This window comes from Tissierellales bacterium (genome assembly GCA_035301805.1).
GTDB lineage: Bacteria > Bacillota > Clostridia > Tissierellales > DATGTQ01 > DATGTQ01.
In genome coordinates, this window is the sequence record DATGTQ010000078.1 from 1 (window position 1) to 12,545 (window position 12,545).

The 12,545-nt window shown below is 30.0% G+C and carries 13 protein-coding genes; 11 read left to right on the plus strand and 2 right to left on the minus strand.

The genetic code is table 11. The features are described 5' to 3' along the window. The first annotated feature begins 140 nt into the window (after positions 1-140). Genes ade through VK071_03315 form a run of 9 tightly spaced genes read left to right on the plus strand, consistent with a single transcriptional unit; the run spans position 141 to position 8,954 of the window. Positions 141-1,859, plus strand: a complete 1,719-nt coding sequence (gene ade / locus VK071_03275) for an adenine deaminase (GenBank protein HLR34333.1) — start codon at positions 141-143, stop codon at positions 1,857-1,859. 26 nt (positions 1,860-1,885) lie between these two features. Further along, positions 1,886-3,388, plus strand: a complete 1,503-nt coding sequence (locus VK071_03280; protein HLR34334.1) for a methyl-accepting chemotaxis protein — start codon at positions 1,886-1,888, stop codon at positions 3,386-3,388. 22 nt (positions 3,389-3,410) lie between these two features. Further along, positions 3,411-4,118: a selenium cofactor biosynthesis protein YqeC gene (gene yqeC, locus VK071_03285; protein ID HLR34335.1), complete on the plus strand. Its 708-nt coding sequence runs from the start codon at positions 3,411-3,413 to the stop codon at positions 4,116-4,118. A 10-nt stretch (positions 4,119-4,128) separates the two neighbouring features. Continuing rightward, complete coding sequence (mocA, locus tag VK071_03290; protein ID HLR34336.1) at positions 4,129-4,728, plus strand: molybdenum cofactor cytidylyltransferase; 600 nt, start codon at positions 4,129-4,131, stop codon at positions 4,726-4,728. Beyond that, positions 4,706-5,542, plus strand: coding sequence for a selenium-dependent molybdenum cofactor biosynthesis protein YqeB (gene yqeB, locus VK071_03295; GenBank protein ID HLR34337.1), 837 nt, complete (start codon positions 4,706-4,708; stop codon positions 5,540-5,542). Before mocA ends, yqeB begins: the two co-directional genes overlap by 23 nt. Next, positions 5,508-6,323, plus strand: a complete 816-nt coding sequence (locus tag VK071_03300) for an XdhC/CoxI family protein (GenBank protein ID HLR34338.1) — start codon at positions 5,508-5,510, stop codon at positions 6,321-6,323. Before yqeB ends, VK071_03300 begins: the two co-directional genes overlap by 35 nt. Positions 6,324-6,356: 33 nt before the next feature. After that, on the plus strand, positions 6,357-7,499 hold the full coding sequence (locus VK071_03305; protein HLR34339.1) for an aminotransferase class V-fold PLP-dependent enzyme: 1,143 nt from the start codon (positions 6,357-6,359) through the stop codon (positions 7,497-7,499). Continuing rightward, positions 7,484-8,035: a DUF4446 family protein gene (locus tag VK071_03310; GenBank protein ID HLR34340.1), complete on the plus strand. Its 552-nt coding sequence runs from the start codon at positions 7,484-7,486 to the stop codon at positions 8,033-8,035. The genes VK071_03305 and VK071_03310 overlap by 16 nt, the downstream gene beginning before the upstream one ends. Before the next feature lie 34 nt (positions 8,036-8,069). Next, the gene (locus VK071_03315) at positions 8,070-8,954 is read left to right on the plus strand and encodes a diacylglycerol kinase family protein (protein HLR34341.1); all 885 of its coding nucleotides are present in this window, start codon (positions 8,070-8,072) and stop codon (positions 8,952-8,954) included. A 31-nt stretch (positions 8,955-8,985) separates the two neighbouring features. Here the strand turns inward: VK071_03315 and yyaC are convergent, their stop codons facing one another. Beyond that, the gene (gene yyaC, locus VK071_03320; protein HLR34342.1) at positions 8,986-9,588 is read right to left on the minus strand and encodes a spore protease YyaC; all 603 of its coding nucleotides are present in this window, start codon (positions 9,586-9,588) and stop codon (positions 8,986-8,988) included. A 243-nt stretch (positions 9,589-9,831) separates the two neighbouring features. On the opposite strand from yyaC, the gene VK071_03325 reads away from it, so the two are divergent. After that, positions 9,832-11,235, plus strand: coding sequence for a peptidoglycan DD-metalloendopeptidase family protein (locus VK071_03325; GenBank protein ID HLR34343.1), 1,404 nt, complete (start codon positions 9,832-9,834; stop codon positions 11,233-11,235). A gap of 30 nt (positions 11,236-11,265) precedes the next feature. Here VK071_03325 and VK071_03330 read toward each other — a convergent pair whose 3' ends face one another. After that, on the minus strand, positions 11,266-12,087 hold the full coding sequence (locus tag VK071_03330) for a S8 family peptidase (protein HLR34344.1): 822 nt from the start codon (positions 12,085-12,087) through the stop codon (positions 11,266-11,268). Between the two features lie 205 nt (positions 12,088-12,292). Between VK071_03330 and VK071_03335 the strand changes: the two genes are divergently transcribed. Then, positions 12,293-12,545 (plus strand): DUF3800 domain-containing protein (locus VK071_03335; protein HLR34345.1); only part of this gene is annotated, 253 nt, incomplete at its 3' end.

The window sequence follows — 12,545 nt, forward strand, 5'->3', positions numbered from 1 at the left end:
AAAATGCTAAAAGCTTTAAAAGAAAGAGAAGTATAATTAAATACGATAATATCAAATAAGGAACTTTTTATAGAACTATAAAGGTTTAAGAATAAGTAATTATTATAAAGATAAATTTAAATTAAAAAAGGAGGAATTTTATGAATAGGGAAGATTTGAAAAGAATGCTTTCTATAAGCAGAGGAGATGAAAAGGCACCTTTGGTTTTAAAAGATGCTAATGTTGTAAATGTTTTTTCTCATGAAATTGTTAAGGCAAATGTAGCTGTCTATAAAGATAAAATTGTAGGCATAGGAGATTATGAAGGAATAAAAGAGGTAAATTTAGAAGGTAAAATTTTGGCTCCCGGCTTTGTAGATAGTCATGTTCATATAGAATCATCTATGACTACTCCCTCTCAGTTTGCAAAGGTTATAGTGCCAAGAGGAACTACTACAATTATAGCTGATCCACATGAGATAGCTAACGTTAAAGGCAATGATGGGATTAACTTTATACTTGAAGATAGTGAAGATTTACCTTTAGATGTTTATGTAATGTTGCCTAGTTGTGTACCAGCTACACCTTTTGAAAATTCAGGTGCAGTACTAAAAGCAGAAGATTTAAAAGAGTTTATAGACCATGAAAGAGTATTAGGCTTAGGCGAATTAATGAATTATCCAGGTGTAGTAGCAGGTGATGAGGAAATACTAGATAAAATACTTTTAGCAGAAAATAGGATTATAGATGGCCATGGTCCTATTATAGAAGATAAAGAATTAAATACTTATGTATTAGCAGGAGTAAAGACTGAACATGAATCATCTACATTAGAAGAATTAAGAAATAGAATCCGATTAGGTATGTATATTTTAATAAGAGAAGGTTCTGCAGCTAGAAATTTAACCACTCTTGTAAAAGGGTTAACTAAAGAAAATATAAGAAGATGTTTATTTTGTACTGATGATAAACATCCAGAGGATATTTTAAAAGATGGACATATTGACCATAATATGCGTTTAGCTATAAAAGAAGGCATAGATCCAATAGATGCAATAAAAATTGGAACATTAAATGCAGCAGAATGTTATGGTCTAAAAGGAAAAGGAGCGATTGCCCCTGGTTACTATGCTGATTTAGTGGTTATTGATAATTTAGAAGATTTTAATATACTTCAAGTTTTTAAAGATGGAAAACTAGTTGGAGAAAATCTAAAGCCTTTGTTTAATACTACTGAAGTAGACACTTCTAAGGTTAAGAATAGTGTAAATATTAAGAAAGTAGAAAAAGAAGATTTAGCTATTAACTTAAATTCTAATAAGGCTAGAATTATTAAACTACAGTCTCATAGTTTAGTAACTGAAATGGTAGAAAAAAGTGTAAATATAAAAAATGGTGAATTTCAATATGGTAATGAAGACATTTTAAAAGTTGCTGTAGTGGAAAGACATAAAGCAACGGGAAATATTGGATTAGGATTAGTTGAAGGATTTAAACTAAAAGGAGGGGCTATAGGTTCAACTATTGCTCATGATTCCCATAATCTTATAGTAATTGGAGATAATGATGAAGACATATTATTAGCTATAAATGAATTAGAAAAAATAGGTGGTGGAATAACTGTAGTTTCAAAAGGGGAAGTACTAAAAAGTTTACCTTTAGAAATAGGTGGGATTATGTCTCAACAATCAGTGGAGAAGGTTAGTTATAAATTAAAGGATATGCTTAAACTATCCTATGAGAAACTAAATGTTAGCAAGGGATTAGATCCTTTTATGACGTTATCTTTTATAGCGTTACCAGTTATTCCAGATATAAAAATTACAGATTTAGGATTATTTCATGTATCAAATTTTAAATTTATAGATATATCTGTATAACCATTGGAAATAAGGGAGGTAAATACTTGGAGAATAAAAGACAGCTTATTGAGGGGAAATTGTTTATTCTTATAACCTTCATATTATTACTTGTTTATATGGCAGTAACCTATATTGAAAATAAAATATTTAATATAGGTATAATAATAGGATTAGCTTTTATATCTACATTAATATTAGAAAAAATGTATAAAAAGTCAGAGTCTGTAGTAGGAAAAGAAAACGAAGTATTACAAGAAACAAAGGATAATTTAAAAACTCAAGTAGAAACATCTTCTAAGATATATGAAGTCTGTGAAATGTTAAATATAGTTTCCCAGGAAAGTTTAGACTCTACTAATACTATAGCATCATACATTGAAATGGCTGACTCAAACACAATGGAACAGTACGATATGTTAAAATATACAAACTATTTGACAAGTAATATTGATTCATCATTAGATAAAGTTGAAAAGGATATAAGTGAAAAAATACAATTTATTTCTAACTCCATTATCTCTGCTAAAAAAGGTATTAAAACTACTAAAAATATGGAAAAAAGAATAGGAATTTTAAAAGGGCTAATAGCTAATAGTTCTAAAAAAATGTTGATATTACAGGAATATTCTTGTCAGACAACAGGTTTAATGGATATGATGGATTCAATCTTAAGAGAAGTAAATATGCTTTCTTTAAATGCATCTATTGAAGCATCTAAGACAGGAGACCAAGGGAAAGATTTTTTTGCAGTTGAAAAGAGAATTCATAAATTAGCCAAAGAAATTAAAAAGGTTTCTAAAGAAATAGAGAAGGTTTTAACAGGCTTAAAACAGGAAATATCCAATGTATCTAATTGTATAAATGAAGAAGCAGAATATATTGATGAAGTTTGTTTAGGAATTAAAATAACCAGTGAAGAATTAAAAGGTATTTTAGATATATTAAATCAAGGAAAAGAAAAATTAAAGAGTATAAAAGATATAATTAATAAAAACAGTATTATAACAAAAGATGTTACTTCAAATATAAATAGTATAACTAATTTCTCAGAAGATATTTCCCTACGAATGGCAGAGACAAACTGTCAGGTTTTAGAACAAAATAATAGGGCCAAATATCTACAGGAAGTAGTAAAAAAGCTTAGTGAGGGTGTTTATAAACTCCAACAGTTGGTTGCTGGTGATATTATGGAGAGGAGAATGTTTCAAGCCGTATATATTATTAGGGATTATTTAGATGAAAAATCTTATTTAGATGAAAAGATTATAGACCAAATGTTAAATAAAACAGGAATGGATGCTATATATATTACTAATCCATATGGTGTGGTTATATACAGTAGCGAGAAAGGTGCTATAGGGCTAAATTTATATGAAGTTGATAGAACCTTTTTGCAACTAAAAGAAAATAAAAAAGAATATATTATAACTCCTATAAAGATAAGAGTTGAAGATGGACAATTATTTAAATTTTTAGCGATTAAGGATGAAGAGGGAAGATTATGTGAAGTAGGTCTTGGGCTAGATAGATTGTTAGAGGAGATGTAGTATCTTGGAAGATTATATCTATATGCAATTTGATATTAATTTAAATAAAAAGTCCTTAATCACTTTTGTTGGTGCTGGAGGTAAAACTAGTACAATTATTGCTTTAGCCCAAGAATTAAAGAAGATGAAGAAAAAAGTTCTTATTACTACAACCACTTATATGTATTCGTCAATAACAAAATTAGGAGATTATAGTTTTCTAAAAAAAATTGGAGATATATCTTTGGATAAGCCTTCTATAACAGTTCTAGGAGAAAGAGTAGAAGGAGAAAAAATAAAGGGATTATCTCCTACTGTTATTAATAGAATATATAAAGAAAATTTATTTGATTTTATATTAGTTGAAGGAGATGGTTCAAAGGGGAGACCTATTAAAGGGCCAAAAAGTTTTGAACCAGTAATTCCTATGGAGACCGAAAAAACTATAGGAATAATAGGAATAGATTGTCTAGGAAAATCCATTAGCGAAGATTATGTTCATAGACCAGAGATATTTACTAAATTAACTAATAAAAATTTAGGTGATACTATTGATATTAATAGTGTAGTAAAATTAGTTTTAAATGAAAATGGTATTTTTAAGGATTCAAAGGGAGAAAATATATTATTTTTGAATAAAATAGAAAATAATGAAGATATAACTTTAGGAAGAGATATAGGGCAAAAGCTTGAAAGTGAAGGGTTTTACAAAGTTATTTTTGGTAGTATAAAAGCAAAAAAATTTTATTAGGGTGAGGGTTATGATAACAGGTATAATACTAGCTTCCGGTTTTTCATCTAGAATGGGAAAGGACAAGTTATTATTAGAAATAGAAGGAGAAAAAATAATAGAGAGGGTAATTAAGGCAGGAAAAAAATCTAACTTAGATGAAATTATATTAGTTTATAGGAAAGCTGAAGTAGGAGAAATTGGAGAAAAATATGGTGTTAATACTGTGGAAAATGAAAAACCTAGTTTAGGTCAAAGTGAATCTGTAAAATTAGGTGTTCTAAAATCTAAGGAAGAAACAGAAGGATATATGTTTCTAATGGGTGATCAGCCTTTTTTGACTTATAAAACCATTAATAAAATAATAAAAGAATTTTACAAGAGAAAAAAATTTATTATTATTCCTTATTATTCTGGTATAAAAGGAAATCCTGTTTTATTCCCATCAAAATTGAAAAAGGAATTGTTAAGTATAGAAGGAGATAAGGGAGGAAGAGATATAATTAGGGAAAAGTCTAATACAGTGTTTAAGGTTTTTTTTGAAAGTGGAAAATTAGGTATGGATATTGATACCCCTGAGGATTTTTTTGTGCACAAAGGAGGTTACTATGAAGAATTTGGTGATTATTAGAGGTGGTGGTGATGTGGCTTCAGGAATTATACACCGTTTATTTATTAGTGGATTTAAGGTTTTAGTTTTAGAAATAGAGAGACCACTATGTATAAGAAGAACTGTGTCTTTTGCTGAAGCTGTATATAGTAAGGAAGTAAATATAGAAGGTGTAAAAGGTATTTTAGTATATAATAAAGAAGATGTAATATTAGCTTTGGAAAATAATTTAGTGCCTATTTATATAGATGAAAAGGGTGAAATTATAAGAGAGTTAAGACCTTTAGCTGTAGTTGATAGTATAATTGCTAAGAAGAATTTAGGAACAAATATAAATATGGCTCCTATAACCATAGGTGTTGGTCCAGGGTTCGAGGCTGGTTTAGATGTAGATTTAGTTATAGAAAGTAATAGAGGACATAATTTAGGAAAAGTAATATATAAAGGAAGGGCGGAAAAAAATACAGGAGTTGCCGGAACCACTTTAGGTTATAGAAATGAAAGGGTTCTAAGGGCTCCTGTTTCTGGTATAATTAAGCCTTTGCGTAATATTGGGGAAAAAGTAGCCTTTGGAGAAGCGGTTGTATCAATAGGTGGTAAAGAAATAAAAGCTAAAGTCCATGGTATAGTTAGAGGTATGATTAAGGAAGGTTTATATGTAAAGGAAGGAACAAAAATAGGAGATATTGATCCTAGGGGAAATGTGGATAATGCTTTTACTATATCAGATAAAGCAAGAGCAATAGGTGGAGGAGTTTTAGAAGGTATTTTACATTTTAATAACATGAGGGAGGATTTAAATGACAAACTTTACTATGTTAAAAGAAGCAGTTAAATTAATTGAAAGAGGAGAAGAAATAGCCTTGGCTACAGTCACTAAAGCTTCAGGTTCTACGCCTAGGGAAGAAGGGACAAAAATGATAGTTTTAGAAGATGGGACTATTTATGGAACAGTAGGTGGTGGAAATTTAGAAAGTAGGGTAATAGATGAATCTATAGAAGCTTTAAAAAACGGACAAAGTTTTAGCTTATATCTGCCTCTTGAAAAAGAGGAATTAGGTATGGAATGTGGAGGAGAAGTAGAAGTATTTATAGATGTATTTAAATCTAAACCTAAACTTTTAATTGTCGGTGGCGGTCATGTAGGTTTAGCCATATATGAAATAGCATCTATTTTAGATTTTGATATAACTGTTTTTGAAGATAGACAAGAACTTTTAGCAAAAGAAAGATTCCCTTTAGCTAAAGAATTAATTTTAGGTAATGTAGAAGAAAATTTGTCAAACTATCCTATAGATGAGAATACATATATAGTGATAGTTACTAGAGGTCATAAATATGATGAAAGTTGTTTAGAAAATGTAGTTGAAAGTAATGCAAAATATATTGGTGTCATGGGTAGTAAAAGAAAGGTAAAGGTTATGATGGATAGCTTAAAGAAAAAGGGAATAGATGAAGACCTTTTAGAAAGGGTTTATACTCCTATTGGTTTAAATTTAGGTGGTGAAACTCCAGAAGAAATAGCTATAAGTATTATGTCCGAAATACTTTTGATTAAAAATAGTGGCAGCCTTATACACATGAAGAGTACAAGAAAGGATAATATTATGTTATAATTAGTTTGTTAGTAAGTTAGTGGGGGTGGATATATGATTTATTTTGATAATGGAGCTACTTCTTTTCCAAAACCAGAGATTGTTTATGATGAGATATATACTGCTATGAAAGATTATGGAGCAAATCCAGGAAGGTCAGGGCATAAGTTGGCCTTAAAAGCTGGAAGAGGTATATATGAAACGAGGGATGTACTTTCCCAATTGTTCAATATTAAAAATCCTATGAATATAGTATTTACAATGAATTGTACAGAAAGTTTGAATTTAGGTTTAAAAGGCTTATTAAAAAAGGGTGACCACGTTATTACTACTTCTATGGAACATAATTCTGTTATAAGACCTTTAAAAGCCATGGGTAGGGAGGGCATAAGTACAACAGTAGTAAATGCAGATAGTAAAGGCAGAATTAACCCAGTGGATATTGAAAGTTGTATTCAGAAAAATACAAAGCTTATTGTTATGACTCATATTTCAAATCTTACAGGCACAATCCTTCCCATTGAAGAAGTTGGTAAAATAGCAAAAGACAATGGAATTATCTTCATGGTAGACGCAGCTCAGTCAGCAGGTGTTTACGATGTGGATGTAGAAAATATGTATATTGATTTATTAGCTTTTCCAGGGCATAAAGGACTTTTAGGGCCTCAAGGTACTGGAGGCTTATATATTAAAGAAGGATTAGATATAAGGGAACTTAAAGAAGGCGGGACAGGTAGTATTTCTCATTCTTTAGGACAGCCAGAAGTATTACCAGATAAATTTGAAAGTGGTACTCCTAATACGCCAGGTGTAATAGGTTTAGGTGCTGGTGTTAGATATATATTAGAAAAGGATATTAGAAATATAAGAAAGCATGAAGAGGAATTAACAAGGCATTTTATTGAGGGATTATCAAAAGTCCATGGAGTAAAACTTTATGGTCCTTTAGATGTTAGAGAGCAAGGAGCAGTAGTATCTTTAAATATTGGTGATGAAGATTCTTCAGAAATTAGTTATATATTAAATGAAGTATATAATATAGCCGTAAGACCTGGTCTTCATTGTGCTCCTTTAGCTCATAAAACTATAGGTACTTTTGAACAAGGCGTAGTACGGTTTAGCTTTGGCATATTCAATACACATGATGAAATTGAACTAGGAATAAAAGCTATTAAGGAGATATGCAAGGAAATATAAAGGAAGGGACAATATTTATGGATGGACTAAGAGAAATAATAATAAATTATAATGTTGAAATATTACTAGGATTGACAATAGCCTTTTTTATTCTCTTAATATTATATGTGATTGCTCAATTTAGGGTAAAGAACATTACAGAAAAATATAATAAATTAGTTAAGGGAATTGAAGGACCTAATTTAGAAGAATTATTATTTAAAAGTCTAAATGAGTTGGAGGAATTAAGACTAAATGTAGAAGACGTAGAAAAGAAGGTTGATATACTAAATAATAGGTTAAAAGGTGCCGTTCAAAAAATAGGAATGGTAAGGTATGATGCTTTTGCCGATATGGGTAGTGAGTTAAGCTATTCTATTGCCTTTTTAGATGATAGATTAAATGGATTAGTTATTACTAATATTTATGGAAGGGATTTTTCAACAACTTACGCAAAACCAATAGAAAAAGGTGAATCTAAATATCCTCTTTCTGCAGAAGAAATGCAAGCAATAGATAGATCTATAAGAGAAAGAAGTTATGCTGAAATGACGTAGAAGGTATTAACTAATTATATAATAGGGGGGGAACATGGATAAGATTCTTTTTATTGTAAATCCTATTGCAGGTGGAGGTAGAGCAAAAGATTATATTCCAATTATTAAAGAAGTTATGAAAGAAAACAACAAAGATTATAATATTGTTAATACAAAGGCTCCAAAGGAAGCTATTGCATTGACAGTGGAAGGTGTTAAAAGTGGATATACTGTAATAGTTGCTGTTGGAGGAGACGGGACTATTAATGAGGTAGCAGAAGGATTAATTATGAGTAAATCTAATTCACTATTAGCTGTAATTCCAGGAGGAACAGGAAATGATTCAGCAAGAACGTTAAATGTTCCTAGAAATCCTTATGAAGCTCTTAACTTACTTGTAAAAGGAGAGTCAAAAGAAATAGATATTGCTTTTGTAAATGATCGTATATTTTTAAACATTGCTAGTGTAGGATTAGATTCAGAAATAGTAAAGAATGCTGAAACTATTAAAAAGAGAGTAAAAGGAAAAGTTGCTTATTTAATAAGTGTATTTAGAACCCTTTTTATTTATAGAAACAAAAAGGTTAAAGTTCAAATAGATGATAAGTCCCTTGATGAAGATATAATCTTACTTGCAGTGGCAAATGGTAAATATTATGGTGGAGGACTTAAAATTTGTCCAGATGCACTTATGGGAGATGGATATTTCCATGTATGTATAGTAAAAAAGATACCAAAATTAAAGATATTTTTTTTATTTCCAACTATGTTTAAAGGGCTTCATACAAAATTTGAGAAGTATGTAAAAATCCATAAAGCTAAAAGGATTAAAATAATGACAGATGAGGATGCCTATTTAAATATAGATGGAGAGATATACGATATAAGTAAAGAAACAATGTTTACAATTGGAGATAGAAGATTACAGATTGTTTGCTAATTTTTATAAAGGAAAGAAAAACATAAATAATCTAGTATAGGTTATTTATGTTTTTCTTTTCTTTTTTGTCTTTATGAAGCATCCAAAGTGCTATATTTAAGCTCTTAGAAATAATATCCGCCATATTCATAACTAAACTAAGTCTAGTGTTTTGAAGAACAGCATATTCCATTATTCCACTAATATTTACTACCCCTGTAATACTAATATCACCTACTTTAGGGAGATTTTTATTTACTCCTAGTCCAGGTTTTAAAGGGCTTTCTTTTATATTTATATGCCCGATTTTATTATAGCTACCAAGAGAGGCATCAATTGCTAAGATAAAAGGATTGTGAAAGTTTGTATTTATATACTTAATATTTTCTGAAAGGTTTTTTGCGTGTATTGGGTCATCAAGAGTACCTAAAAGTTCTACATCCTTATATTCCGATATTATTGGTTTTAGTTTGTATCCAACTAAAGGACCTAGAGCATCTCCTGTAGATCTATCTGTTCCTATGCACATAATTATAAACTTATCATGTTTATCACCATAGTTATAATGTGTATAATCATAAATAAAATTGCTGAAATTATAAATAGCAAAAGTAGATTTAGAATCTACTGAATCTGTACGGGTACTAATATTCATTTAATCCTCCTTAAAGGTTTAATACTATATCTTATTTAAAACTTTTTACATTAGAAGTGTTTTTATAAAAGATACTATGAGTATTATTTACAATTTCGTAATGAATTATCAGGACAAAAAAGGAATAAAATTATTTTTATTGAATAAAATATATAAATATAGACATGCTCTGTTAATGTTTGAAGAATAAATAGAGCATGTTTATTTTTACTAAAGTTAATTATTAATTAGGAGGAACAATTTATGGATGATCCAAATCAGTTGGGCCAAAAGAATAAAGAAGGGTTTAGAAGGTTTAGAGGAATAAACTTTAAAACTAGCCTTATAATTCTAATGGTTGTGTTAATATCTGGATTTTTATTAACGGCATACAAAATTAATGAAATAAGTACCGAAGCATTTGCAGTGTATCTAGGAGATGAAGAAGTAGGAATAGTCAGAGAAAAAGAAAACATATCACATTTATTAGAGAAAATTCAAGAAGAACTTTGCGATAGATACAATATTAATTGTATAGTAAATGAAGAATTAATATTTGAAAGTATTAATGCTGAAAATAACGATATAGATAATATAAAAGAATTAAAAGATAAGATAAGTTCTAAACTAACATTTTTAGTAAATGGTTATGTACTTCTTATAGATGATGTAGAAGTAGGTATATTAAAAACAAGGGAAGATGCAGAAGAAGTTATAAAAAGATTTAAAGAGTCTGTTACTGAAACTGATGATGAAGATTCTAAGGTTAAAGATATAAAAATATTGGAAGATGTTAAAATTGTAAGAAAAGAAGTATCTTTATCGGATATAGGAAAAGTAGAAGATACACTAAAATTTATTGAGACAGGTTCTGAAGAGATAAGGACCCATATTGTGGAGGCTGGAGAAAGTTTTTGGACTATAGCAAAACTGTATGATATGGATGTAGATGAAATAATAGATGCAAATCCAGATCTAATTCCAGAGAAGGTTTATCCAGGAGAAGAAATAAGTTTAAAGGTGCCGAAGGCCATGTTAACAATAAAGACAATAGAAGAAAAAGACTATTATGAAGATATTGACTATAATGTAGAGGTTCAAGTAGATAACTCTATGTATAAAACTCAAGAAAAGGTAAAAACGAAGGGTATTAAAGGTAAGAATAGAATTGTGACAAAGATTGTTAAACACAATGGAGTAGTAGTAGATGAAGAGATTATCAATAAAGAAGTTGTTGAGAAACCAGTAAATGAGATAATAGTTAAGGGCACAAAGGAAAAAACTATAACTACTGCGGCTAGTGGGTTTTCGTTACCTACAAGGGGGCGAATAAGTTCTGGATATGGTTCGAGAGGTGGTAGGCTACATAGGGGTATTGATATTGCTGCAAGTATAGGGACACCTATAGCAGCTGCAGATGAAGGAATCGTTACCTTTGTAGGACCTAATGGAAGTTATGGAAACTTAGTAGTAATAGATCACAATAATGGATATGTTACAAAGTATGCTCATTGTAGTGAAATATACGTAGGTAATGGTCAGAAGGTAGGCAAAGGGGAAAAAATAGCAGCAGTAGGTGTTACAGGAAATGCAAGAGGAGCTCATCTCCATTTTGAAGTCCTTAAAGATGGTAGCCATGTAAACCCTAGTGTCTATTTAGGCAGATAATTAAAAAATAAGCCTCAGTTTAATTGAGGCTTATTTTTTATCTAGTAAGAAAATGACTAAAAGAACTATTAAGAAACTTTCAGTAATATCCTTTGAGATTAGTGGGGAGGAAGAAAATGTAGAGTCTAGAGATTTATCATTAAAAAACTTCTCTAAATTTAACATGCCAGCTCCCTGTTTATCTTTACTATCACTTAATTCAATACACGAGTTCACTAACTTATTTTTAACGGTTTTTTGAGATAAATTTTTATTTCCACTCATTAATAGGGCTATACTACCTGAAATTAACGGGGTAGCCATACTAGTTCCACTTAAGGAAGTATATCTATCACTGTATATATTAGATAAAGATTTAATATTAACTCCTGGAGCTACTAAGTCTGGCTTTTGTAAGCCTTCCCTCGTAGGCCCCCTACTAGAAAAGTCTGCTACTGTATCATCATCAATATTAGGTGTATTTTTATCATCTACAGCCCCAACAGTTATAACTGTTGGGCTAATTCCGGGTGAAAGTATAGTATTGGCTTTAGGACCACTATTGCCAGCTGCGGCTACAACTATTAATCCACTATCTATAGCCTTGGATACAGCTCTACATAATGGATCTGCATTGCAGTGGTTATTAGCTGGACTACCTAAAGATAAGTTAATAATATTTGTTCCGTATTCTTCCTTAGTTTCTATTATCCAAGAGATTGCTTTTATAATATCTGAGGTATTTCCGCTTCCATTTTCATCCAAAGCTTTTATGGCTAAAATGTTAGACTTTGGGGCTACTCCAGTATATCTTCCTCTAGAGGAATAACCATTTCCAGCGATTATTCCAGCTACATGAGTGCCGTGAACCATAAACCAAAAAACATAATAGCTTGAAATCAACAGGTGTAGGTATTAATTGAAGGCTGAAATCAATGTATAAAGACTATTAGTATGTTCGCGATCTATTCTTATAATATGATTTAATGTAAAGGATTTAATGACATTTTATACTTGCTTTGATATAATTAATTCTAATACTAAAGGAAGATATATATTGTAAGAAGAGGTGGAAAAAATGCTTTTTGATATATATTGTGATGAAAGCCGACAAGATTTATTAGTTGAAAAATCATCGACTACTGAAAACAACAGATTTGTATGTATTGGTGGCATCATGCTTCCGGCTGAAAACAGAGAAAATTTGAAATCAAAGATTAAATCCTTGAAACAGCAATATGAAGTTTATGGAGAATTAAAATGGGGAAATGTTTCAACTAATAAGATTGATTTTTATTTAAAACTTATTGATTTATTTTTTGATGATGATT

Coding starts and splice junctions, on each gene's coding strand:
- ade (HLR34333.1), top strand. CDS start 141: ATGAATAGGGAAGATTTGAAAAGAATGCTTTCTATAAGCAGAGGAGAT.
- yqeC (HLR34335.1), top strand. CDS start 3,411: ATGCAATTTGATATTAATTTAAATAAAAAGTCCTTAATCACTTTTGTT.
- mocA (HLR34336.1), top strand. CDS start 4,129: ATGATAACAGGTATAATACTAGCTTCCGGTTTTTCATCTAGAATGGGA.
- yqeB (HLR34337.1), top strand. CDS start 4,706: ATGAAGAATTTGGTGATTATTAGAGGTGGTGGTGATGTGGCTTCAGGA.
- VK071_03300 (HLR34338.1), top strand. CDS start 5,508: ATGACAAACTTTACTATGTTAAAAGAAGCAGTTAAATTAATTGAAAGA.
- VK071_03305 (HLR34339.1), top strand. CDS start 6,357: ATGATTTATTTTGATAATGGAGCTACTTCTTTTCCAAAACCAGAGATT.
- VK071_03310 (HLR34340.1), top strand. CDS start 7,484: ATGCAAGGAAATATAAAGGAAGGGACAATATTTATGGATGGACTAAGA.
- VK071_03315 (HLR34341.1), top strand. CDS start 8,070: ATGGATAAGATTCTTTTTATTGTAAATCCTATTGCAGGTGGAGGTAGA.
- yyaC (HLR34342.1), bottom strand. CDS start 9,588: ATGAATATTAGTACCCGTACAGATTCAGTAGATTCTAAATCTACTTTT.
- VK071_03325 (HLR34343.1), top strand. CDS start 9,832: ATGGATGATCCAAATCAGTTGGGCCAAAAGAATAAAGAAGGGTTTAGA.
- VK071_03330 (HLR34344.1), bottom strand. CDS start 12,087: ATGGTTCACGGCACTCATGTAGCTGGAATAATCGCTGGAAATGGTTAT.